The sequence below is a fragment of the Luteibacter sp. UNCMF366Tsu5.1 genome (assembly GCF_900119235.1).
Taxonomy (GTDB): Bacteria; Pseudomonadota; Gammaproteobacteria; order Xanthomonadales; family Rhodanobacteraceae; genus Luteibacter; species Luteibacter flocculans.
The window spans coordinates 310,742-335,288 of the sequence record NZ_FPIS01000002.1 but is presented as its reverse complement, the minus strand read 5'-3'; the positions used below and the strand labels follow the sequence as shown (position 1 = coordinate 335,288).

The following is a 24,547-nucleotide window of genomic DNA, read 5'->3' as shown; positions in this document are numbered from 1 at the left end:
CGTCTCGAAGGTAGAGAGTCATGCTTCACACGACATCGCCGAGGCCTAAGGCCGATTGCCTTATCTCCTGGAGATAGCAATCCAGCTTAGCGCTTCGGACCACTCGCACCCAACGCCTCGCGCACCTTGCGCAGCAAGGCTTTCGACTGCACGGGCTTGTCGATCACGTATAGGTGATCGAGATGCGGCAGTTCGTCCAGGTTGGGCGGCGCGTCGGGACGCGCGAGCAGCAGGACCGCGCCGGCATAGCCGTGATCGAGCAACGCGGCCAGTGTGCGCACGCCGGTGAACAGATTCATGTCGGCGTCCATGACGACGAGGTCGGGCACGCCGTGCGCTTCGATCCATTGCAGCGCAGCCGTACCGCTCTGGCTTGCGCCGGCCTGGTAACCGTAGGCGTCGAGCGTATCGACCAGCAGCGAAAGCTGCACAGCCTCTTCCACCACCACCAACACGCGCTCGGCTTCGCCCTGGAGAGACGCGTCCATGGCCTGCGATTCGGCCTGGTCGCCTTCCAGCGCCTGCAACGGGAGGTAGAGGTGGAACTGCGTGCCTTCGCCTACCGTGCTGCGTACGCGCATGAGACCGCCGTGGCTGGCGACGATGCGTTTGCAGGACAGCAGGCCAAGCCCGGTGCCACCGGACTTGGTGGTGAAGAACGGTTCGAACAGGCGCTCGAGCACCTCGGGCGGCATGCCCTGGCCGGTATCGATCACGGACAGGCGGAGATAGCGGCCCGGCACCTGCTGCTCGCCTTCGACGAAGAAGTCGTCGGGCAGGCTGACCAGTTCGGTCTCGATACGCAGCGATCCGCCATCGGGCATGGCCTGGATCGCATTGAGACTGAGGTTGAGCAGGCACTGCTGCAGCTCGGTGTGATTGCCTTCGAAGGCAACCTCGGGGTCGAACACGTCGACTTCCATGCGCACCGTGCGCGGCACACTGCCCTGAAGCAGCAGGTTCAACGCGTCGAGCAACGCACCGAGCTTCACGCGCTCGGCGCGGCGGGCGCCGCGCGCGAACGAGAGCATCGACGAGACCATCTCGAGGCCGCGGCGCCCGCAGTCGCGCACCAGCGTGCCGAGCCGGGCAAGGCGCGGATCGTCCGCGTAGTCTTCCAGCGTATCGCCGGCGAGCAGCAGTGGCTGCAGCAGGTTGCGCAAGTCGTGGCTGAGACCACCCGCCAGCAGCGCGAGGCTTTCGAAACGCTGCGCGCGAATGAGTTCCTGCTCGGCGCGTACGCGGGCCCGCTGCTCTTCGGCTTCGCGCAACGCACGGCGCACCGCGCTGGCAAGGCGCGCGGTGTTCTGTTTCAGGATGTAATCGGTGGCACCGTTGCGCAGCGCCTCGATGGCGGACTCCTCGCCCAGCGTGCCCGAGATGAAGATGAAGGGGATGTCCGAACCACGGTCACGAAGGATCTGCAGCGCACGCTCGCCGCTGAATACCGGCATGCTCAGATCCGAGAGCACGATGTCGGGCGCGAAGTTGTCGAGGGCCGCGACGTAGGCCTGCTCGTCTTCGACAAGCGTCACCTCGTACGCCAGCCCATCGTGGTCGAGCTCGGTCAGCACCAGCTCCGCGTCCAGCGCGCTGTCCTCCACCTGGAGAATTCTGACCTTCTGCCCTTGCCCGCTCATGTCGTGTCCCCTGATCGTCGGCGCTGGCTCAGTCGCCTTCCGGGCGCTGGTTGAGCACCGCCCAGAAATGGCCAAGGGTCTGCACGGCGGAGAAGAACTGCTGCACGTCTACGGGCTTCAGCACGTAGGCGTTCACGCCGAGATCCCAGCTACGCGCCAGATCGCTCTCTTCTCGCGACGAGGAAAGAATGACCACGGGCAGGCGCTTCCAGCGCTCGCCCTCACTGCGCAGATGCTTGAGCACTTCCAGGCCGTCCATGCGGGGCATCTTGATGTCCAGCAGGATCACGGCGGGGTCGCCCTCCACGCGATCGGCGAAGGCGCCGCGCCGGTGAAGCCAGTCGAGGCAGTCGACACCGTCTTCGAGGTGTACGACAGGATTGGCGAGCTTGGCCTCGCGCAGGGCGTCGATGGCCATTTCCGCATCGGCCATGGAGTCTTCGACGAGAAGGATGGTGCGCAGGTCGCGCTGGTTCATGTGTCACCTGTCTTGGCGCCGGGTACGTCCGACGCCGGCAATGAGAAATGGAAAGTGGCGCCGACGTTCGGTTCGCCCTCGGCCCAGGTGCGTCCTCCATGACGCGCGATGATGCGCCTGACGTTGGCCAGGCCAATGCCGTTACCGGGAAACTCGGAGGCACGGTGCAATCGCTGGAACACGCCGAAGAGCTTGCTGGCGTATTGCATGTCGAAGCCTGCGCCGTTGTCGCGCACGCTGAATTCGTAATCGCCGGCCGCGGTGCGATCGAGCCCCACCTCGATCCGGGCCACCTCGCAATTGCCGGTGTATTTCACCGCGTTGCCGAGCAGGTTCTGCCACACGGTGCGCAGCATATTCTCGTCGCCGATCACGATCGGCATCGGTGCGATCCGCCAGTCGATGCGACGGCCCGACGCATCCGCTTCCACCAGCGCGCGCGCCTCGTCCACCAGCGACTGCATGTCGACGGGCTGCAGGCGCAGTGCGCCGCGCCCCAGGCGCGAGAAGACCAGCAGGTCGTCGATGAGCTGGGCCATGCGACGCGACGAGCTGCTGATGACGTCGATGTAATGGCGAACGCGGTCGTCGGCCTGGTCGCCCAGTTGCGCCTCGAGCTTGCCCGCAAATCCCGAGATGTGGCGCAGCGGCGCGCGCAGATCGTGCGACACCGAATAGCTGAAGGCTTCCAGTTCGCGATTCACGTCGGAGATCTGTTCCACCTTACCTTCGAGCTGCCGGTTCAACTCCGACACCTTCTGCTCCACCAGCGCGCGAGCGGTGATGTCACTGACGGTCAGCAGCAGGGCGGGATCGTCGCTGTCGGGCTGTTCGATGCGCCGGGCGTTGATGACCACGAAGCGGTCCACGCCGTCGACGGTGCGCTGGGTGAGTTCGTAGTCCCACAGTTCGCGGTCGCGCGTCATCACGTCGGACAGGCGCTGCATGAGTGCGGTATCGGTCCAGGCGCCGTTACCGATCTGGTCCAGCGGCACGTGCTGGTCTTCGTCCGGGTTGTAGCCGTACAGCTCGGCGAACGCCGCATTGGCCAGCAGCGTGCGCAACTGACGATCCAGCATGATGATCGGCTCGCGCACCGCCTGCACGATGAGCTGCGAGCGCTTCACCGCCTGCGCCACCTGCGACTCGGCAGCGAGACGGATGGCAATCTGCCGCTCGGACACCACGACCACGATACCGAGCAGCGCGATCTGCGCCAGCGCCGAGACCAGCAGCACCAGACGATTGTTGGAGGCAAGGTCGCGCGCTTCGTTCCGGCGCTCGTTCAGCAGCCGGGTCTCTTCCGCGAGCACGTCCTCAATGGCCGTCGCGATGGGGAACAGATGGCGCGCGTCTTCCATGGAAGCCAGCGCACCGTCGTGGTCGCCGGCATTCAGCCGCTGCATGGCCTGCTCGGTCAGCGCCATGCGCCCGCTGGCAATGGATTCGAGTGCACCCAGGCGCGTGAGCTGGGTGGGATTGTCCCGGGTCATCTCGCGCAGTGTCGCAATGATCTGAGGAACCACCTTGCGCGGAACCGCGATGCGTTCGTCGAGCACCGATTCAGCGGGCGCACCCGCCAGCCGCGAGTACACGGCGGCCTCGCTGTCGCGCAGCACCGTGTTCAACTGATAGACGGCAGCCTTCACCTCCGCGGTGTGGGTCACCCAGTCGCGCGAGTTCAGCGCGTCTTCCGCGCTCGAACGCGTGACGACATAGGGCAACGCCACGATCACGATCACGGCGGCGAGCAAGCCCGTCATCCGCCACCGCTGTCCAATCCGCACCATCATGCCTTCGTCATCCCCCGCGACGAGTCCTGCCCGGTAAAGGCATGCATTGTAAACGGGCAACGCGTCGCTTCGGGGGATCTCATGAGGGCCTTCGGACATGAGGACGGGTACGCCGCTTTGCCTCCCGGCCGACCGAGAGGTAAAGCGGCGTACCCGTCCATTTGAAGCCGTGCTTAATGCCGAAAGCGCCGTGAAGGGCTGGTGACGGCGCGGGAAATACCCAGGAAAAATGCGGCTTAGCGCGAGGCGTCGCTCATCGAGTATGGCTGCGCCCCCGGTGCGGTGCCCCAGTCCTTTGCCGGGTTTTCTTGCATCGAGAAGTGCAACTCGCCCCCGGCCACGATTTCCTCATGGCGGATGAAGGTGCGCTCCAGAGGCTTGCCGTTGAGCGTGACCTTGCCCACATAAGGGTGCTTGGCGTCGAGGTGGTCAGCCGAGACGGTGAAGCGCTTGCCCCCCGCCAGGTTGAGCGTCGCCTTCTCCACGAACGGCCGTCCAATGACGTACTGATTGCTGCCCGGTGCCACCGGATAGAAGCCCAGCGAAGTGAAGATGTACCAGGCCGACATCTGACCGAGATCGTCGTTGCCCACCAGCCCCGTCGGCGTGGGCGTGTACTGGGTCTGCATGATCTTCACCAGACGTTCCTGGGTCTTCCAGGGCTGGCCGGCGTAGTCGTAGAGATAGGCCACCTGATGGCTGGGTTCGTTACCGTGCGCGTACCAGCCGATCAGGCCGGTGATGTCCTCGACGTGTGCGAACGACTTGGGATCGACCTTGGCGTCGAAGACCGAGTCGAGTTTCTTGACGAACGCGTCCTTGCCGCCGAGCGCCTCGATAAGGCCCGCGACGTCCTGCGGCACGTACCAGGAGTACTGCCAGGCATTGCCTTCGGTGTAGTCGCTGCCGTAGCCGGCCGACGACGGGTCGAACGGTTCACGGTAGCTGCCGTCGCTTTTGCGCGCGCGCAGGAACCCGGTCTTGGTATCGAAGCTGTTCTTCCAGTTACCGGCGCGCTTCATGAAGGTGGCAGCCACATCGCCCTTGCCCATCGCCTTCGCCATCTGCGCCAGGGACCAGTCGTCGAACGCGTACTCGACCGTCTTGGAGGCCGCTTCGGGTTGGCGGTCGATCGGCACGTAGCCGAGCTTCATGTAATCGTCGAGGCCGCCGTAGGGGCCGTAGGTGGCACTGGCGACCATGGCGTCCAGGGCAGCGTTCGCATCGTAGCCACGGATGCCCTTCATATAGGCATCGGCGATCACCGGCACGGCGTGGTAGCCGATCATGCACCAGGTCTCCATGCCTTGGTACGCCCACACGGGCAGGATGCCGAACGGGCTGGCCTGCCGCGCGGCGATCAGCGAACTGACAAAATCGTTGCTCTTGGCCGGCTCCAGCAGGGTCATCAGCGGTTGCTGTGCGCGGTACACGTCCCACAGCGACCACGTGGAATAGAAGTCGAAACCCTTGGCCGTGTGCACCTGATTGTCGGGGCCGCGGTACTGACCGTTGACGTCCATGGACAGGCCCGGCGCGATCATGGCGTGGTACAGCGCCGTGTAGAAGGTCTTGCGGGTCTGCGCAGGTGCCTGCACGTCGACGCTGGACAGCGCCTTTTCCCAGGCCTGGCGTGCATCGGCGCGACGGGCATCGAAGTCGAACCCGGCGCCATCCTTGTCCAGGTTGGCGATGGCGTTGTCCTCGCTGACCGACGATACGGCCACTTTCACGATCAGCGGCTTGCCGAGATCGCCGAAGTCGAACACGCCTTCGAGTGCCCGCCCGCTGATGCCATCGACATCCTCCGCACGGTTGCCGGGGCCGCTGAAGCCGCGGTACGGCACATTCTCCTCGCGGTTCTTCAGGCTGCGCGAGGTCATGGGCTGGTTGAAACGCATGGCGAAGTAGAGCTGGCGACCGGGAGCCCAGCCGCGCGTGGTGCGGCCGCCGGTCACGGTGCCGTCGGCACGCACGCGCAGCGACGACCACAGCACCTTGCCGTCGTAGTCGTAGATGCTCGGCCGCAGGTCGAGCAGCAGATGCGCCGGCTTGCCCTTGGGAAACGTATAGCGGTGCCAGCCCACGCGAGCGCCCGCCGTCAACTCGGCCCGCACGCCGTAGTCGGCCAGCGTAACGGCGTAGTACCCTGCCTCCGCTTTCTCGCTCTTGTGGTCGAAGCGCGAGCGATAGCCGCTACCGGGCTGGTCGGGGGAACCGGGATCCAGCTTCACGTCGCCGGCAATCGGCATGACGAGCACGTCGCCCAGGTCGGAATGGCCGCTGCCGGAGAAGTGCGTATGGGAGAAACCGAGAATGCTCGCGTCGCCGTACTGGTAACCAGCGGCCCACTTGTATGCGTGCTTGAAGTCCGGCATCGCCGTGTCGGGCGACAACTGGATCATGCCGAAGGGCACCGTGGCACCGGGGAACGTATGCCCGTCGCCGCCCGTACCGATCATCGGATCCACCGCATCGAAGGCACTTCCTGCCTGACCGGTGGAGGCCGCCAAGGCCAGGGCCGGCAGGGCGAAGGACAGGGCGGCGGCCAGCAGGCCGCGACGCAGGCGGGTAGTTCTCGGCATCGGTGGTTCCCCTCGGGTGGACGCGTGGCGAGCGGTCACGGTGATTTGGATCGTGACAAACAGACCGAACGTAGCAAAGATAGCGCCGTCGCGCATGTTGCAGTGCGTGATGCATCCCTCAGTCCGCCGCGCGATGATCGCCCGGTTTAGATCGTTTGAAGGAGCTCCGATGCCGAGGAATAACCCGCAGCGCCGCAAGGTGACGCTCGCCGATATCGCCCAGGGTTGCGACGTCTCGCGGGCCACCGTGTCGCTGGTGCTGCGTGGCAGCCCCTTGGTCAATTCGGCCACCCGCGCGCGGGTGGAAGCCGAACTCAAGCGGCAAGGCTACGTCTACAACCGCGCCGCCGCCAATCTGCGTCGACGCACGTCGTCGAGCATCGGGCTCGTCATCAACGACCTGGGCAACCCGTTCTTCGCGGAATTCGCCGCCGGGGCGGACGAAGCCCTGGCCCGGGCCGGGTACGTCACCCTGCTGGGCAACACCGGTGAATCGCCGGAGCGTCAGCAGGCGGTGCTGAACTCGCTGATCGAGCACGGCCCGGCGGGCATCATCCTCTCTCCCGCCGAAGGCAGCGAGGGCGAACAGGTTTTGGCCGCTGTGGGCATGCACACGCCCCTGCTGGTGTTCAATCGCGAACTGCCCGACGACGATGGCGCCCATCGCTGGGACACGCTGGAGATGGACAACGAACACGGCGCCCGGCTCGCCACCGAACACCTGATCGGCCTGGGCCACCAGCGCATCGCCTTCTTCGGCGGTCATCGCGATTCCAGTTCGGTAGAGCAGCGGCGCCGCGGCTACGCGGGCGCCATGCGCGACGCGGGCCTGCCGGTCGATCCAGCGTGGTTGATCGAAAGCGCACCGACCCGCCTTGAGGCGGCACGGCAGACCGGCGCACTGTTCTTGCGCGATCCCGCGCCGACCGCGGCGGTTTGCTACAACGATGCCGTGGCCCTGGGCCTCATCCTCGGCCTGACCAAACGGGGCCGGCGCCCGGGGGAAGATTTCGCCCTGACCGGCTTCGACGACGTCGCCGAAGCCTCGGTCTGCGTGCCGCCCCTTACCACCATTGCGGTCGATCCGCGTGGCCTTGGACGCCGCAGCGCCGAACTCATTCTGGAAAGACTTGCCAATCCCGAGACGGACACTGCCTATACGATCGCGCCGGTACGGCTGGTCGTCCGCGAAAGCAGTTGTCCGCCGTCCTCCCCCTGACCAACCTTGGAGCGCCCCATGGCCACCGGATACACGCCATCGCCCACCTCGTCGGCATCGACGAACGCTGGCGATACTCGCTACACCTACTTCCCGCTCGCGCTCGGCGTGATGACCACGATCTTCTTCATGTGGGGGTTCCTGACCTGCCTGAATGACATCCTGATCCCGCACCTGAAGGCCGTGTTCGAACTGAACTACGCCCAGGCGATGCTGATCCAGTTCACCTTCTTTGGTGCGTACTTCATCATGTCGCTCCCGGCCGGCAAGCTGGTCGCGGCACTCGGCTACAAGAAAGGCATCGTCGCCGGCCTGATCGTCGCCGGCATCGGCGCCGCGCTGTTCTGGCCGGCCGCCGGCATGCGCGTCTACGCGTTCTTCCTCGCTGCGCTGTTCATCCTCGCCACCGGCATCACAGTGCTGCAGGTGGCCGCCAACGCGTACGTCGCTCTGCTGGGTCCGGAGAAAACCAGCTCCAGCCGCCTCACGCTCGCTCAGGCGCTGAACTCCTTCGGCACCTTCCTTGCCCCGTTCTTCGGCGGTTTCCTCATTCTCTCCAACCAGGTGAAGAGCGGTGCCGACATCGCCAAGATGAGCGCCGCGGAGCAGGTCACCTATCGCGTGCAGGAAGCCAGCAGCGTGCAAGGCCCGTACATCGGTCTGGCCGTCGTGCTCGTGCTGCTCGCCATCGGCGTGTACCTGTTCAACCTCCCGGCCCTCGAGGAAACCACCGAGAAGGCCGACGACAGCCGCCACTCGCTGATGGACGCCTTGAAGACGCCGCACGTGTTCTTCGGCGTGCTGGGCATCTTCTTCTACGTGGGTGGCGAAGTTTCGATCGGCAGCTTCATGATCAACTACCTGCAGCTGCCTGAGATCGGCAACATGTCGGGTGAAGTGGCCGCCAGCCACGTGGCGTTCTACTGGGGCGGTGCGATGGTCGGCCGCTTCATCGGCTCGGCCCTGCTGGCGAAGTTCTCGCCGCGCCTGCTGCTCGCCTTGTTCGCCGTCATCAACGCTGTGCTGGTGATCACCACCATGATGACCACCGGCAATGTCGCCGTGTACAGCATCGTCGCCATCGGCCTGTTCAACTCGATCATGTTCCCGACGATCTTCTCGCTGGGCATCGAGCGCATGGGTCCGCTGACCGGCAAGGCATCGAGCCTGCTCATCATGGCCATCGTGGGCGGCGCTTTGATCCCCTGGATCCAGGGCGTGGTCGCGGATCAGATCGGCGTGCAGCACGCGTTCTTCATTCCGCTGATCTGCTACGCGTACATCGTGTTCTACGGCCTCAGCGGCTCGAAGATCCGCAATCTTCCGGTCGCCACGCGCTAACCGGCCCTTGACGACGGCCGGCCGTTCGCGCCGGCCGTCGTGTTTCCCCCTCGCCCCCAAGGACAGGCCGTACGCATGTCTTCCATCCTCTGCTTCGGCGAGGCGCTGATCGATTTTCACGCACAGCCCCAGGGCGGCGCCGGTCAGCCTCCCGCCTTCGTTCCTTTTGCCGGCGGCGCACCCGCCAACGTTGCGGTAGCCGCAGCACGACTTGGCGGCAAGGCCCGCTTTGCCGGCATGCTCGCCCGTGACATGTTCGGCGACTTCCTGCTGAAGAGCCTCACCGAACTCGGTGTCGGTACCGACGACATTGCACGGACCGACGAGGCACGCACCGCGCTGGCCTTCGTCGCTCACGACGACAAGGGCGACCGCAGTTTCAGTTTCTACCGACCGCCCGCCGCCGACTTGCTCTTTCGTCCCGAGCATTTCCGTCGCGAGGCGTTCGACGACCTCGCCATCTTCCACGTCTGTTCCAACTCGCTGACGGAGGCCGCCATTGCGGCGACCACCGTGGAAGGCATGCGCCGCGCGCGTGCCGCCGGCGCACTGGTCAGTTTCGACATGAACCTGCGCCCCGCGCTCTGGCCGCGTGACGAGGCACCTCTGCCGCGCCTGTGGCAGGCCCTGCACGAAGCGGACGTCATCAAGCTCAGCGCGGAAGAGTTCGCCTTCATCCAGGCGGGTGCCGGCTCCGATGCCGCCGTGCTGACACGTTTGTGGCAAGGCAAGGCTCGTCTGCTCCTGGTGACCGACGGCGCCGAGCCCATGCGCTGGTTCACGCGCACCGCAGAAGGCACCCTGCGCGGCTACCAGGTGGATGCCGTGGATACGACCGCCGCAGGCGATGCCTTTGTCGGTGGGCTGCTGGCGCGCCTCGCTGCCGAGGGCGTCACACCCGCACGCTTCGACGCCATGATCGCCGACGAAACGAGACTCGCCGACCTGATCCGCTTTGCCGCCGCATGCGGCGCGATCACCGCCACCCGCAAGGGTTCGTTCACCGCCATTCCCGACCAGGCCGAAGTCACGGCCTTCATGGAGAAGCACGCATGACGACCGTACCCCTTCCCGATTTCCATTCCGTCGACGTCCTGCGCGACCACGTCGCGAAGACGATGGCCTTCTACAAGCCCAACGAGGTCGATCCGGCCGGCGGCTTCTTCCAGTACTTCAAGGACGACGGCACGGTCTACGACCGAAGCCACCGTCACCTCGTCTCCAGCACGCGCTTCGTGTTCAACCATGCCATGGCCTACCTCGAGTTCCACAAGCCCGAGGACAAGGATCTGACCATGCATGGCCTGACATACCTGCGCGACGTGCATCGCAATCCGGAGACCGGGGGCTACGCCTGGACCATCGCCGACGGCAAGCGCGACGACCAGATGAATCACTGCTACGGCCTGGCCTTCATGCTGCTGGCTTACTCGTGCGGCGTGAAGGTGGGCTTCGACGAAGCCCGCGCATGGCAGGGCGAGATCTGGGATCTGCTGGAACAGCGCTACTGGGAACCGAAGTACGGCCTCTATCGCGACGAAGCGGACAAGGACTGGAACTTCACCAGCTATCGCGGCCAGAACGCGAACATGCACATGACGGAAGCGATGATCGCCGCGTGGGAAGCCACGAAAGACGACCGCTATCTCGATCGCGCACTCCTGCTTGCCGAGAACATGACCCAGCGTCAGGCGGGCCTCACCCCGCAGAAACTGGTGTGGGAGCACTACCACGAGGATTGGACGATCGACTGGGAGTACAACCTCGACAATCCCAAGCACCTGTTCCGCCCCTGGGGCTTCCAGCCCGGTCATCAGACCGAATGGGCCAAGCTGCTGATGATGTTGGAGCGCTATACGAAGGGCACGCCGCGACACAAGCACTGGCTGGTACCGACGGCAAAGCATCTCTTCGACGAGGCGCTGGACAAGGCCTGGGACGCGCAGTACGGCGGCATCGCCTACGGCTTCTCACCCGAGGGCGACGTGTGCGATGACGACAAGTATTTCTGGGTGCAGGCCGAATCGCTCGGCGCCGCGCAGCTCTTGTTCGAGACCACGGGCGAAGCGAAATACGATCAGTGGTACGAAAAGATCTGGGCGTATAGCTGGGAACACTTCGTCGACCATAAGTACGGCGCGTGGTACCGCATTCTCAAGCGCACCAACGAGAAGTACGACGACGAAAAGAGCCCCGCCGGCAAGACTGACTACCACACGATGGGTGCGTGCTACGAAGTGATGGCGTCGCTGCGACGCATGCAGGCGAAGTAGTCCATCGCATAACTACCGGCGGAAGGGTGCGATCGACCTTCCGCCGCTGTTAGCGGCAAGGACGAGGATCGGCAACCTGCCCTGGCCCGCCATCGTTACGATGGAAGCGTTTGGTTCAGCGATGCGATGCCTTCCCACGGGTCCGCATCCAGCGACTTCGCGCGCTTCGAGGCCTTCTTCAAATCGAAGGCCGAGCCACTTTTCAGTCGGGCGATTTCCTCCCAACGTACCGGCATGGCGACAGGCGCGCCGGGACGCGCGCGCAGCGACCATCCGGTGACGCTCGTTGCGCCCCGCGTGTTGCGCAGCCAGTCGATGAAGATGAGCCCTTCGCGCTTGGTCTTGCTGGCCTCGGCGATGTAGCGCTTGGGATGCTCTGCCACCATCGCATCGGCGATGCTTTCGCAGAATGCCTTGACCGCGATCCATGACGGCCCGCGGCGGAAAGGCGCGACGACATGCAGACCCTTGCCGCCCGACGTGCGCACGAAGCTTTCGAGCTTCGCTTCGGCAAGCCGCTCACGGATCTCACGAGCGGCCCCCACGATGGCTTTCCATTCGACGCCGGCAGAAGGATCGAGATCGAACACGAGACGATCCGGTTGATCGGGCTTGTCCGCATGCGCGCCCCAGGGATGAAATTCCAGCGTGTTCATCTGCACGAGTTCGAGCACGCCACGCACGTCGTCCACATAGATGTAGTGCGCTTCGTCGCCGTTCTTTTCCTCGATGTCCACCGACTTCACGTGCGGACCGAGCGTATCCGCGTGATGTTTCTGGAAGAAGCACGGACCCGTTGAGCCTTGCGGGCAACGCACCAGTGAAAGCGGCCTGCCGCTCAGCTCCGGCAGCATCCACGGGGCGACGGCCTCGTAGTAGGCCGCAACCTCGCCCTTGGTCGGCCCGTCCTCGCCGAACACGCGGCGTTCTGGATGGGTGATGGTGACGCCGCCGACGACTTGCCCGGCCATGGCTCAGCCCGCTCGCCGTTTGGCCGGCGCCTTGCGCGTAGAGGTCTTCTTGGCCGCCGTTTTTTTTGCAGCGGCTTTCTTGGTGGCGGTCTTCTTGCTTGTTGCCTTCGCCGGTGGCGCGCGTTTCGCCGCAGGCGTGCGCGTCTTCGAGCCGATGCTCTTCTTCAACAGCGCCATAAAGTCCACGACGTTGGTCGTGGCGTTCTCCGGCGTGCGTTCGTCCTCTTCCACCGTTGCCGTAACGCCCTTGCTCTTCAGCCGCTTTTCGATGGCCGCGCGGAGCTTTTCGCGGAACTCGTCGCGGTAATCCTCGGGCTTCCACTTGGCGGACATCGACTCGATGAGATCGGTCGCCATCTCGATCTCGCGCGGAGTAATGCGATAGTCGGCGGTGGCCTTGCCGGGAAGTTCGAACTCCTCGGTGTCCACCACTTCCGACTTGTAGCGCAGCAAGTTCAGCACCAGGGCATCGTCCTGCGGCATCACCGCCGCAAGGTATTCCTTCGTACGGATCACCACGCGCGCGATGCCGACCTTGCCGGTCTTCTTCAGCGTCTCGCGCAGCAGCACGTAGCCTTTCTCGGCCTTCTTCGCGGGCAGCAGTATGTACGGCTTCTCGAAATAGGCCGGCGAGATCTCGCTACCGTCGACGAAGCTGTCGATCTCCACCGTCTCGTGCGCATCGCTGGCGGCGTTGCGGATATCGTCCTCTTCCAGCACCACGTAACTGCCCTTCTGGTATTCGAAGGCCTTGACGATATCCTTCCAGGGGACTTCGTCGCCGGTCTCGGCATTCACCCGCTCGTAGCGCACCGGCGTGTTGTTGCGCTGGTCGAGCATGCGGAAGTGGATGTCATTACGGCGCTCGCCGGACATGAGCCGGATCGGTACGTTGAGCAGACCAAACGAGAGCGTTCCGGTCCAGATGGGGCGGGCCATGGGGCTGTCCTCGGCGCGGGTGTCTCGCGACCATACGGTCGCCCGCGTGCAGGGATTGCAAAAGCGGCACCCCTGTGGGAGCCGCTATAGCGGCGAGGGCGATTAGCCTCGCCGCTTCACTGCTCCGTGGGCTTCTCGCCGCTATAGCGGCTCCCACAGGGCCCGGGCGGAGGTTACTTCGCCCCCACCACCGGCAGTTCGATCGCGCTGGCCGTACCTGGCGCGTGCCAGATCTGCTGCGTGGCCTTCTGATAATCCGACGGCTTGGCGAAGAAGATGTTCGGCACGAAGGTCTGCGGGTTGCGGTCGTACAAGGGGAACCACGACGACTGCACCTGCACCATCACACGATGTCCGGGCAGGAAGGTGTGATTCACCGTGGGCAGGCCAAAACGATATTCCAGCGGCGTGTTCGGTGTGAGCGCTTTCGGCGTCGAGAAGCTCTCGCGATAGCGTCCGCGGAAGATGTCCATCGACACCGACAGCTCATAGCCACCCATCTTGGGCGACGTCGCATTCTCCGCCGGATAGACGTCGATGAGCTTGACTACCCAGTCGCTGTCGGTGCCGCTGGTGGACGCATACAGGTTCACCTGCGGGGCACCGGCCACCGTGAGCGGCGCGGTGAGCGGCTCGGTCACGTACGTCATGACATCGGGGCGGCCGTCCACGAAACGCTGGTCCTGCACCAGCCATGTCGTCCAAGACTGACGATCGCCGAAATTCACCGGGCGAGGTACGTATGGCACCGGCTTCGCCGGGTCCGAGACGTATTCGTCATATTTCGCGCTGCCCTCTGCAGGGGCCTCAAACGACAACTCTCCATTGGCATCCAAGTACAGCGGACGGCTCGTTTTCGCCTGCGGCCAGGACGAGAAGCGGTCCCAATGGTTTTCGCCGGTGTCGTAGATCAGCACCGGCGGGGTCTTCGCCTTGGGCGCGCCGTCGACCAGATACTGGTTGAAGAACGGCAAAAGCACGTCGCGGCGGAACTGGAGCGCCGTGTCGCCGTCCCAGTTCAGCGCACCCAGCGAGGAGGCGTCGTAGTTGACCTGGCTGTGCCGCCAGGGGCCCATCACCAGGTAATTCTTGTCGTTGCCCTTGTCCTTGGGTTCCATGGCCTCGTAGCTATGGATGGCGCCCCACATGTCTTCCTGGTCCCAGAGTCCCTGGATCCACATGGTGGGCACCTTGAGCGGCTGGCGCGCCATCTCCCGGTCCAGCGCCTGGGCCTGCCAGTAAGCATCGTAAGCGGGGTGCTCGCTCAGCTTGCGCCAATAAGGCAACTGGTCGAGACCGGCTGCGCGTGCGTAGTCGCCAGCGGAACCTGCGGCGAGGAAGTTGGCGTAGTCGTCGTAACCGGTGCGGGGAATCGTCGCACCCTTCCCGCGCTTGGCATTCTGCCCGGCGATGTAGTCGAAATTGGTCTGGCGAAACGCACCGTAGTGAAACCAATCGTCGCCCATCCAGCCGTCCACCATCGGGCTCTCCGGCGCCGCCACCTTGAGCGCCGGATGCGGATTGACCAGCGCCATCACCACCGTGAAACCCTCGTACGACGAGCCGATCATGCCGACCTTGCCGTTGGACTCGGGCAGGTTCTTGATCAGCCAGTCGATCGTGTCGTACGCGTCGGTAGAGTGGTCGACGGCCGACGCGTTCAACGGTCCACGCAGGGGGCGGGTCATCACGTAGTCGCCTTCCGAACCGTACTTGCCGCGCACGTCCTGGAATACGCGGATATAGCCGGCATCCACGAAGACCTCATCGCCCATCGGCAAAAGGTTGCGCATCGTGGAGGAATCGCTGCGGGCCGCGCGGCCGTCGGCGTTGTACGGGGTACGCGTGAGCAGGATCGGCGCGTGCTTCGCGTTCTTGGGTATCACGATCACGGTGTGCAGCTTCACGCCATCGCGCATCGGAATCTCGACGACGCGCTTGACGTAGTCGTTGGCGGCGGTGGGCGCGTCGAACTTGGCGGGAATGTCCGGCGCCAGCGGCGCGGTCTGCGCAAAGGCGAAGGACGAGGCAACAGCCAGGGACAGCGCAAGCATGGGCATCAACGAACGATGGGACATGGACATTCCTGTGGCAGCGGGACGGAGGAATCGCCCTAGCGTGCCCCATCCCGCAAGGAAGGGCCATGGGGCCGCAGCACAGGCCCAGGCCAAAAAAAAACGCCACTGCATGCGCAGCGGCGTTTTTTTCGCGCGACCGGCTCGAAAGCCGGTCCGGCGACGGCGACTTACTGACCCGAAGCGGTCGAGGTCGACGCCGGAGCGGCGGTGCCGGCGGCAGCCGGAGCAGCCGTGCTGGCGGCCGGCGGGGTGGCGTCAGCCGGAGCAGCAGCCGGAGCAGCGGCGGTCGAAGCCGGGGCGGCAGCGGCCGTCGAAGCGCTCGACGGGGTCGAAGCAGCGTTGTCGTCGGACTTGTTGCAGCCGGTCAGCATGGCAGCAGCGACAAAAGCCAGGGCGGTGATGGAAATGACCTTCATGATGTTGGGCTCCTCATTCGTTATGTATAGGGCAAGCGCAGCGAAGCATACCGCCGAAATGGCGGCCCTTGCACGGCATTCGCCACACGCGCGGATAAAAAAAGTACTCGCACCTGTTGCGCAAGCGTCCAGGGACGAATGCGCCAGGTGAGGCCGAGGGCCTCCCCCGGGGTGTAACAGCCATGGTGAAGCATCGATGTCCGGCGGCGCAGCTCAGACGGCGTTCGCAGACATTTTCAGAATAATCGCGTTCCGCCGGTCGAAGCCAGTCCCTACCCTGTCACCTGGAAGTTGCGGTTCGGCACCCCCGCCGACCCCATGACATGGAGTGACCCTGCATTGAACACCCCCCATCCCCTCCCCCGACGCTACCTTGCCGCGCTCATCGCGGCAGCCTTCGCGCGGACAGCCGCCGCGGACCCACCGCTGGTCGCCGACGGCATCGCGCTCGACATCGCTCCCGGTAGCTACGCGACCGCGGCTCCTTCCGAGCACGGGCTGCTGGTCATCAATGGTGGCAACGCCTCCGGCCGTGATCTCGATATCCTCACCGAAGGCAGGGACGCCCATGCCGTCCACGTTCGTGGCCTTGGCGGCCTTGTCGTCCTGACCCGAAGTACCCTCCGGACGACCGGCGTCGCTTCCCACGGTCTCGCCGTACGCGACACCGTAGGCACTGCCGCCACCCTCAACGATCTCACCATCGTCACCGAAGGCGCCAGCGCGGTCGGCGCCAGCTTTTCGCACAACAATGCCCACGGCCAGTTCTTCGGTGGCCGGATCGAAACCTCCGGTTACAACGCCACCGGCGTCCTCGCGGAAAACACCGGTCAGGTCTCCCTGGAAGATACTCACGTCATCGCACGTGGCGATCGAGCCCGCGGGCTCATTGCCAGCAGCGGCGCATCTCTCGAAACGCAAGGCGCCACGATCGAGACGTTCGGCGAACAGGCGCACGCCGTATACGTCGACGGCACGGCCACCGCGACGCTCGCGAACACCACGGTCAGCACGGCAGGCGATGGCGCCCATGCCATGAATGCCAATTGGACCAGCGGCCTCGTTACGGTCAAGGAGAGCAGCTTCAAGACCCGCGGAGCGAATGCCACCGCCATTGTCGTTTACGACGGCGCCCGCGCCGTCTTCCGCAACACGACCATAGAGACTGAGGGCGACGAGGCCGCAGGTGTCGAAGACCGTGCCGCCTCGGTCAGCCTGCAAAATGCCACCGTCACCACCAAGGGCCGCTTGGCCCATGGCGTGCTCGCGAAAGGAGGCGACTTCATTGGCAGGACGCCCCGACTTGACGTGCGCGGCACGACCATCCGAACCGAAGGCGCATTCGGTTACGGCGCTGCCGCCTCCGACGGGGGCAATGTCGACCTCATCAACTCGAAAATTGAGACCACCGGCGCCAACGCCCACGCTCTCTACACCAGCGCCGGGAATGTCACCTCCACGAACACCGTTGCTGAAACGTCGGGCGAGAACGCCTACGGCGCCATCGTGCAGCACGACGGCAGGCTCATCGTCGATGGCGGCAGCGTGAGCACGACGCAAACTGCCGCACTGGGCCTCAACGATCCAGGTCGCATCAAGATCACGGGCGGTGCCGTGGTCGCGGGTGGCCATGGCGTATTCGCCGAAGTCGATGCGGCCTCCACGAAGGCGTTCACCATCGAACTCAGCGACAAGGCACAGGCGGTAGGCGACATCCGTCTGCCAACCCATACCGCTGCCACACAAGCGGATGACACCAAGCTGTCGCTCTCCATCACCAACGACGCGCAATGGTCGGGCGCGTCCTCGATCGTCCGGAACCTCATGCTGACCAACAAGGGAACCTGGGTCGTCACGGGCAACAGCCAGGTAGGCACCCTTCGCCATGATCGCGGCGTTGTGACGTTTGACCCGGCCGCACCGAGCGAATTCGGTGTCCTGACCATCCTCGGTGACTACGAAGGCCATGAAGGCCTGTTCCGCATGCGAGCCCACCTCGGCGGCGACACCTCGCCTGCGGACCTCGTCCACGTGCTCGGCAATACCACCGGCACCGCCCTGATCGCCGTGGACGTGCTCGACAGCCGAGGTGATCACACCAACGAGGGCATTCCACTCGTACGCGTAGACGGCCGATCGGATGCAACATTCCGGCTGGCAGGCCGCGCCGTCGCCGGCAGCCACGAATACTTTCTGCACAAGGGTTCGCTGCGGCAGCCGGACGACGGTAACTGGTACCTGCGCTCCACCCTGCCACCACCGGTCGATCCCGAAATCGATCCCGAGGTGCTCGACCCCGAGACGCCGGACGCCGTCGATCCGCCTCCGGCACCCTCGCCGCCGGTGCTTCGACCGGAAACCGGCACGTACCGCGCCAACCAGACCGCAGCGCTGGACATGTTCCACGGCGGCCCTGGCGCCGGAGAAGACGACGAGGGCGACGCGTCACGCGGCAGCGCGTGGGCACGGTTCGAACGTCGCCACACGACCTTCGACTTCCGTGATCAGATCACTACCACGACTTCCACGAACGAACTCACAGTCGGCACGGACCTGCTGCGCGGCGGCGACACACACGATGCCTATGCGGGTGTCATGGCCGCGGTCGGGCAGTCCGACACCCGCGGCACGTCACTGCTCACCCGCTACTCGGCGAAGGGGCGCGTTCGCGGCACGGCGGGCGGTATCTATGCAGGTGTGCGGACCAAGGACGGCACCTACCTGCGCGGCTGGGCGCAGTACGCTCATTTCAACCAACGCGTGGAAGGCGACGCACTGCCGAGCGAACGCTATGACAGCAATGTCCTTACGGCCAGCGTCGAAGCCGGTCACCGCTGGCGCACCGCCCTCAACGCGGAAACGGATGCCTACCTGGAGCCGCAGGCGCAGCTCCTCCTCAACCGGCTGCACGGCGGCTCACACACGGAAGCCACCGGCACACGCGTCAAGTCCCGTCACGCCAGTGGCAGCACCGCACGCCTCGGCATGCGGGCAGCGGCGCGCTGGACGACGCCCGGCGGACACGTCGCATCGCCTTACGTGTCGGCGAACTGGCTTCGTCGACTGGGGCGTCTCGACGCCACGCAGTTCGACACGGAATCGATCACGGGCGGCGTCCCACGCAATGCCTACTCGCTGAAGCTCGGCGTCAACTTTCTGCGTTATAGCGGCTGGCGCGCGTGGATCGATGTGGAGTCGCGTTTCGGACCGCGCAACTATCGCCGCGTGGCCGGCACTGTCGGTGTGCGCAAGAACTGGTAAGCAACACGCTGGTGGGTCGATACATTCGACCCACCAGCGTCGCAGATGTTTGGGTATCTCGGGCGGATGCGTCGGACGATCAGCCCGCCAGTTCCGCCGCCTCGGGTCGCGCCCTGCGTGCCGTCGCGGTACTGCCCATCGATGCCAGCACGATGAACCCGATCGCTACCCATTGCGACGGCGTGAGGTGCTCGCCAAGCAAAAGCATGGCAAGCAGCGAGGCCACGGCCGGTTCGAGGCTGACCATGATGCCGAACGTTTCGCTGGGCAACCGCTTCAACGCCATCATTTCCAGCGACATGGGTATGGCGCTCGACACGATCGCTACGCCCAGGCCGGCTGCAAGAATGCCCGGGTCCAGCAAGCGCACGCCGGCATGGGCCACGCCGAACGGCACGACCACGAGGCTGGCCGCAACAAGCCCCAGCGACACAGAGTGGCCCGCGTGCAGATGCCCGGCCTGTTTGCCGAACAGGATGTACAGCGCCCAGCAAACCGCAGCAGCCAAGGCAAACATCACGCCTACCGGATCGAGTGCGCTTTGGTGCCCCAGTGGCAACAGCATCACCAGCCCGACCACGGCCGAGGCAAGCCATACGAAATCGACCGGTCGACGCGACGACCACATGGCAACCGCCAGCGGACCGCTGAATTCGATGGCCACGGCAATACCGAAGGGGATCGTACGAAGCGCGAGATAGAACAGGAGATTCATCACGCCGAGCGTGAGGCCGTAACGCACGACGTATCCGGCGTCCCGGCGGCTGAGGGGCCAACGCCATGGGCGCCAGAAGATCAGCAGCACCAGCGCGGAAAAGCCCACACGCAGGGCCGAGGTACCTTCCGCCCCGATCAGCGGGAACAGTTTCTTGGCAAACGACGTGCCGATGCACAGCGACGTGACCGAGCCGAGCACGGCCAGCGCCGGCAACCATGGGATGGCACGAGAGGAATTCATCGCGCCACTTTACCGGCTAAACACGGCCGTCCCTAGCCGTGTCAGCGCGGCGACGTGCGGCGAGCTCAGTGGCCCGTCGAATCGTCCTCGGCCATCAGAGCGTTGATCTGCGCCTTGTGCGCTTCGTAGAACGCCACGTTCTGCTTGTTGACCTTCGACTGATCCACATAGGCGGCCATCTGCGGGTTGTTCTTTGCTTCCGAGGCGATGGCGGCATTGGTCACGGCCAGGTTCGCGAGCAGGAACTCGCGCGGCGTGAAACCGTATTTCTTGATGAGCGGCTCGATGCGCGGATCGGCGGCCGTCACCTGCGCGGCCAGATCGTCGAGCGAATGGATCTTCGAGAAATCCGTCTGCGCATCCTTGGGCTTGATGCCTTCCTTCCGCGCCTCCTGAGAGACCTTCACGATACGGTCGAAGACGTCTTCGTTGAGGTTGTAGTTCTGGATCGCCTGCTTGTCGGATGCGGGGATCTGGGAAGCAGGATTGGCGGCGGGCGCCGCCTCCTGCGCGTAGGAAGCCACCGGTGCGACAGTGGCGGCGGCCAGCAAGGCGGCGAGCAGGTAACGAGACTTCACAGGCAACTCCTTGGGGTCGTGTCCGTACCGGGACGGCGGATCAGCATAGGACGCCAATTGTTACGTAGGCGTCTGTGCGGTTGGCTTTTCTTCAGGAACCCTGGGCGCGTTCCAGCCCATGGCGTTATAGACGTGGTAGCGGAGTACGCCAATGTATTCGTGTATCGCCAGGTCGGCGTAGGCAAGGTTGCCGGAGTCGGGAAGCCAGTCGTAACGAGCGGTCACGTAGTCGCCGCGAACCGCGTCCCCCCGGATACCGAAATGGGCGAAATACAGCAACGCCCGCTTCAAATGCGCCGCGGACGACACCAGCACCACCTTGTCCGCGCCATACGCCACCAGCAGCGGCTTGCTGAATTGCGCGTTCTGGAAGGTATTCATGCTGCGCGCTTCGAGGATCAGATCGGCGCGCGGCACGCCCAAGCGATCGAGCGTGACGGCGTACACATCGGCCTCGGCCTGCTGCAGCTTCATGGCATCGCCGCCGCTGACTTCGAGCTTGCAATCGGCGCCCGTCGCCTTGCACGAGCGATACAGCTCCGCAGCGCGGAGAATGCGTCCGTTGGCGAACAGGCTGGGTTCGATCGCGCCTGCACCGGAACGTACCGTGCCTGCCCCGAGCAGGATGATCGCGTTGCGCTTACCCCATTGCGCCACATCAGGTGCAAAGCCCGCTTGCAGGTGGCCCAGCAGCATCGCAGTGAGCGGGCCGCAGCCAGCGAAGAAGAGCCACGCCAGCGCGATGATGGCGAATGCCAACCCGCCACGGAGACGGCGGCGCGCCAGCAGCACGATGCCGATGACGACGAGCAGCAGAAAAAGAAGAAGAGTCATGGTCGCGGAGAGTAGCAAACCCGCATGGCGAGCATCGGCACGGCCCGTGGACAAGCGAGCGACGCGAAAACTCAGCGCGTCCCGCCTGCCAGCGCCCGTTCCAGGCAGGTAATGAACTCATCGCCGCTAAACGGCTTACCCAGGTAGCAGAAGGCGCCATCGGCGATGGCACGCTCGCGCACCGAGTCGTCGGGGAAGGCCGTGACGAAGACGACCGGATAGCGCCTGCCGAGATGGCGCAAGCGGCGCTGTAGCGCCGTGCCATCCAGCCCCGGCATCTGCACGTCGGTGACCAGGCAATCGACCTGTTCGTCATCGTCGCGGAGGAAAGCTTCGGCGGAAGCGTAGCTTCGCACCTCATATCCCAGCGACCGCACCAAACTGACGGTGGCCGTCCGCACGGCTTCATCGTCGTCCACGATCGCCACGATCCTGTTAGCGGCCAACCTTGATTCCTCGTCGGGCACCTGCTCGCCCCGTTCGACCCTTACAGTGCGCCGACGAGGCCTCGCTTGGAATCATACGGAAGTGTGCGGTCGCCCTCCGTTCAGGGGCCGATGCCGAGTGCTTCCGCCTGTTTCACCAGCTCCGCCAGCGATTTCGCGCCCATTTTGCGCATCACGTTGCCACGGTGAATCTTCACCGTGATCTCCGACAAGCCCAGCAGACCGCCGACCTGCTTGTTCATCAACCCGGCGGTCACGTGTGCCATCACCTCGCGTTCCCGCGGGGTGAGCGAGCCATAGGCGGCACGCAGGGTGTCCATGGCCTCCGCGCCACGGCGATTGGCCGCGTCACGTTCGATGGCGCTGGACACGGCGTCGAGCATGTCCTGGTCGCGGAACGGCTTGGCGAGAAAATCGATGGCGCCCGCCTTCATGGCGCGGACCGACATGGGGATGTCGCCGTGACCGGTCATGAAGATGATCGGCAGGCGATTGTCCATGGCCGCGAGCTGAGCCTGGAAATCGAGCCCGCTCACGCCCGGCAGGCGCACGTCCAGAACGAGACAGCCCGGCGCATCGGCGTGCTCGCGAGCGAGGAAGTCAGTCGCGCTGCCGAACGTGGCGACATCCAGACCTACCGAGCGGAACAACGACGCCAGCGCCTCGCGAACGGAGGCGTCATCGTCCACCACGCAGACGATCGGGGCACGCGTGACGGCCACGCTGGGAACGCGATTCATGCGTGGGCCTCCGCGACCTCTGCCAGTGGCAGCGTGAAATGAAACGTGGCCCCGCCGCCAGGTCGGTTGGTCGCCCAAAGCCGGCCTCCGTGGGACTCGACCGTGGAACGACAGATCGCCAGCCCCATGCCCATGCCCTCGCCGCGTGTCGTGACGAACGCATCGAAGAGGTGTGGCGCGATGTGCTCGGGAATGCCGGTACCGCTGTCCTCGACCTCCACGAGCAGACCGTCGCTGGCATCGGCGCGCGCCCGCACCACGAGATGCCGCGGCCCGCTGACGGTCGACATCGCGCGCACAGCATTCGCCATGAGGTTCACCACCACTTGCTGCAATTGGACGCGATCGCCGCGAGGCGCGGGCGCGTCGCGGCCGACGTCCACGCGCAACACGATCCGATGCAGGGCGATTTCGCCGTCGAGAAGCTGCGCACACTCCTCCACCAGGGCAGCGAGGTCGAAGCGCACGTGTTGGCGCGGCTCCTTGCTGGCAAGGCTGCGCACGCGATGCACCACTTCGCTGGCGCGACGCGCGTCGCGCACTACCCGCTCGATCGCGATGCACGCTTCGTCGATGTTCGGCTCCGGCCGGCGCAACCAGCGCAGGCTGGCTTCGCCATGCGTCACGATCGCCGCCAGCGGCTGGTTTACCTCATGCGCAATGGATGCGCTCATTTCGCCCAGCGCCGTGACGCGTGCTGCCTGCGCCAGCTCCGCCTGCATCGCGATCACGGCGCGCTCGGTGCGCTTGCGCTCGGTGATGTCCACCACGCTGACGAGCACGCGGTCGTAGCGCGCGGGGCCCAGCGGCATGTTCAGCGCGAACAGCACCGTCAGGCGCTCGCCGCACAGGTTGTAGAGATAGGTTTCGCCCTCGGCCACGCCACTGCCATCGACGATCTTCAAGAGCACGCGGGCGAAGGTGCGCTCGGATCCCGGCAGCAGCCGGTCCAGGGGGCCGATCAGGTCCTCACGGCAGCGCGCACCAAGCATCCGCACGGCGGCCTCGTTCACATCGGTCACCTGGGTGAGCGAGCAGGCTTCCGTGACGAACTCGGGGTGCGCCTCGAGGTAGGCGGCGAAATCGGTCATGCCCTGCGCGCGCAGGGCGTCCACCCGGTCCATCACCAGCGAATAATCTTCCTCCCAGAAGGAGACGCGCGCGGTTTCGAACATGCTGCGGTAGCGGCGCTCGCTGTCCGCCAGTGCGGCGGTGGCGGCACGGCGCTCGGTCACGTCCGTGCCGGCTTCGAGGATGACTCGGGCCTTGCCGTACTCGTCGCGCAGGAGCGCGCAGCGCGCCTCCACGATCACGATGCGGCCATCCCGATGACGCTGGAAGACCTCGCCCTCCCAGCGGCCGGCGCCGAACAGCGCGATATCCGCCTCGCCCCGCTCGCCAGGGAATGCCGTGCCCAGAAGGTCGCCCGCACGGCGGCCGAGCGCCTCGTGGGCGGTCCAGCCATAGAGCTGTTCCGCGCCACCATTCCAGAGCACGATCACATCGTCCATGTCGCGCACGAAGATCGAGTCGTGAGTCAGCTCGATCAGCCGGGCCTGTCCGGCGATCGTCAACATGCGCTCATGGTTGCGTAGCGCGAGGACGCCGGTGATGCCGATCGCCCCGAGGCTCACGGCGCAACGCAGCATGGAAGCGTCCACTTCCGGCCACCCGTGCCCACGAAGGTAGGCCACCGCGGTCAGTACCAGGCAACCGATCGTCGCGCCGAGGATGGCGCGGCGGCTGCCGCTGGCGGCCACCAGCAGCACGACCACCACGTAGACCACCGCCACGGCACTTTGCAGCGGGGTGAAGGTATCGACCAGGAACACTCCCAGCGCCAGCAAGGTACCTGCCGCCATCACCAGGCCCGCCACGAGCCGGCGCGGCCTGGCGACCGGGGCGTAGGCATGGCTGTGGAGAGGCCGGAATCGTGACATCGGAGGCACCGGGACCGTGGCGTCTTGGAGGAATCGGCCTGAAGTGTTTCGGATTGC

At 65.1% G+C, this 24,547-nt stretch carries 19 protein-coding genes; 5 read left to right on the top strand and 14 right to left on the bottom strand.

What is annotated here, in order from left to right:
* Positions 1-86: 86 nt before the first annotated feature.
* The 4 genes from BT115_RS10680 to BT115_RS10665 all read right to left on the bottom strand — a co-directional run bounded on the left by BT115_RS10680 (position 87) and on the right by BT115_RS10665 (position 6,496).
* The gene (locus tag BT115_RS10680; protein WP_072322595.1) at positions 87-1,640 is read right to left on the bottom strand and encodes a response regulator; all 1,554 of its coding nucleotides are present in this window, start codon (positions 1,638-1,640) and stop codon (positions 87-89) included.
* 28 nt (positions 1,641-1,668) lie between these two features.
* Positions 1,669-2,118, bottom strand: coding sequence for a response regulator (locus BT115_RS10675; protein WP_072322594.1), 450 nt, complete (start codon positions 2,116-2,118; stop codon positions 1,669-1,671).
* The gene (locus BT115_RS10670) at positions 2,115-3,911 is read right to left on the bottom strand and encodes an ATP-binding protein (protein ID WP_072322593.1); all 1,797 of its coding nucleotides are present in this window, start codon (positions 3,909-3,911) and stop codon (positions 2,115-2,117) included. Before BT115_RS10670 ends, BT115_RS10675 begins: the two co-directional genes overlap by 4 nt.
* 236 nt (positions 3,912-4,147) lie before the next feature.
* Positions 4,148-6,496, bottom strand: a complete 2,349-nt coding sequence (locus tag BT115_RS10665; protein WP_072323161.1) for a GH92 family glycosyl hydrolase — start codon at positions 6,494-6,496, stop codon at positions 4,148-4,150.
* Between the two features lie 169 nt (positions 6,497-6,665).
* Here BT115_RS10665 and BT115_RS10660 point away from each other — a divergent pair, with 169 nt between their 5' ends.
* The 4 genes from BT115_RS10660 (at position 6,666) to BT115_RS10645 (ending at position 11,329) form a co-directional block, all read left to right on the top strand.
* The gene (locus BT115_RS10660; RefSeq protein WP_072322592.1) at positions 6,666-7,715 is read left to right on the top strand and encodes a LacI family DNA-binding transcriptional regulator; all 1,050 of its coding nucleotides are present in this window, start codon (positions 6,666-6,668) and stop codon (positions 7,713-7,715) included.
* Positions 7,716-7,826: 111 nt separating this feature from the next.
* Positions 7,827-9,056 carry an L-fucose:H+ symporter permease gene (gene fucP, locus BT115_RS10655; RefSeq protein ID WP_255369428.1) on the top strand — a complete coding sequence of 410 codons (1,230 nt, stop codon included), beginning with the start codon at positions 7,827-7,829 and terminating at the stop codon, positions 9,054-9,056.
* A gap of 75 nt (positions 9,057-9,131) precedes the next feature.
* Entirely contained in the window at positions 9,132-10,112 is a 981-nt protein-coding gene (locus BT115_RS10650; protein WP_072322590.1) for a carbohydrate kinase family protein, read from the top strand.
* The gene (locus BT115_RS10645) at positions 10,109-11,329 is read left to right on the top strand and encodes an AGE family epimerase/isomerase (protein ID WP_072322589.1); all 1,221 of its coding nucleotides are present in this window, start codon (positions 10,109-10,111) and stop codon (positions 11,327-11,329) included. Before BT115_RS10650 ends, BT115_RS10645 begins: the two co-directional genes overlap by 4 nt.
* Before the next feature lie 95 nt (positions 11,330-11,424).
* On the opposite strand, the gene ligD is transcribed toward BT115_RS10645, so the two are convergent.
* The 4 genes from ligD to BT115_RS10625 form a co-directional block, all read right to left on the bottom strand.
* Positions 11,425-12,300, bottom strand: coding sequence for a non-homologous end-joining DNA ligase (gene ligD / locus BT115_RS10640; protein ID WP_072322588.1), 876 nt, complete (start codon positions 12,298-12,300; stop codon positions 11,425-11,427).
* A 3-nt stretch (positions 12,301-12,303) separates the two neighbouring features.
* Positions 12,304-13,239: a non-homologous end joining protein Ku gene (locus BT115_RS10635; protein WP_072322587.1), complete on the bottom strand. Its 936-nt coding sequence runs from the start codon at positions 13,237-13,239 to the stop codon at positions 12,304-12,306.
* 173 nt (positions 13,240-13,412) lie between these two features.
* Complete coding sequence (locus BT115_RS10630) at positions 13,413-15,317, bottom strand: CocE/NonD family hydrolase (protein ID WP_072322586.1); 1,905 nt, start codon at positions 15,315-15,317, stop codon at positions 13,413-13,415.
* A gap of 167 nt (positions 15,318-15,484) precedes the next feature.
* The gene (locus BT115_RS10625; RefSeq protein ID WP_072322585.1) at positions 15,485-15,733 is read right to left on the bottom strand and encodes a hypothetical protein; all 249 of its coding nucleotides are present in this window, start codon (positions 15,731-15,733) and stop codon (positions 15,485-15,487) included.
* 339 nt (positions 15,734-16,072) lie between these two features.
* Here BT115_RS10625 and BT115_RS10620 point away from each other — a divergent pair, with 339 nt between their 5' ends.
* Positions 16,073-18,994, top strand: a complete 2,922-nt coding sequence (locus tag BT115_RS10620; protein WP_072322584.1) for an autotransporter family protein — start codon at positions 16,073-16,075, stop codon at positions 18,992-18,994.
* 79 nt (positions 18,995-19,073) lie between these two features.
* On the opposite strand, the gene BT115_RS10615 is transcribed toward BT115_RS10620, so the two are convergent.
* From BT115_RS10615 to BT115_RS10590, 6 genes are all read right to left on the bottom strand, one after another.
* Positions 19,074-19,952, bottom strand: a complete 879-nt coding sequence (locus BT115_RS10615; RefSeq protein WP_072322583.1) for an EamA family transporter — start codon at positions 19,950-19,952, stop codon at positions 19,074-19,076.
* 65 nt (positions 19,953-20,017) lie between these two features.
* Positions 20,018-20,530, bottom strand: coding sequence for a hypothetical protein (locus tag BT115_RS10610; protein WP_072322582.1), 513 nt, complete (start codon positions 20,528-20,530; stop codon positions 20,018-20,020).
* Between the two features lie 60 nt (positions 20,531-20,590).
* The gene (locus BT115_RS10605) at positions 20,591-21,364 is read right to left on the bottom strand and encodes a YdcF family protein (RefSeq protein ID WP_072323160.1); all 774 of its coding nucleotides are present in this window, start codon (positions 21,362-21,364) and stop codon (positions 20,591-20,593) included.
* Between the two features lie 71 nt (positions 21,365-21,435).
* A complete protein-coding gene (locus BT115_RS10600; protein WP_218184749.1) occupies positions 21,436-21,783 on the bottom strand; it encodes a response regulator transcription factor in 348 nt (115 codons plus the stop codon).
* Positions 21,784-21,911: 128 nt separating this feature from the next.
* On the bottom strand, positions 21,912-22,550 hold the full coding sequence (locus tag BT115_RS10595) for a response regulator transcription factor (protein ID WP_072322580.1): 639 nt from the start codon (positions 22,548-22,550) through the stop codon (positions 21,912-21,914).
* Positions 22,547-24,490, bottom strand: coding sequence for a PAS domain-containing sensor histidine kinase (locus BT115_RS10590; RefSeq protein WP_083527414.1), 1,944 nt, complete (start codon positions 24,488-24,490; stop codon positions 22,547-22,549). The genes BT115_RS10595 and BT115_RS10590 overlap by 4 nt, the downstream gene beginning before the upstream one ends.
* Between the last annotated feature and the right edge of the window lie 57 nt (positions 24,491-24,547).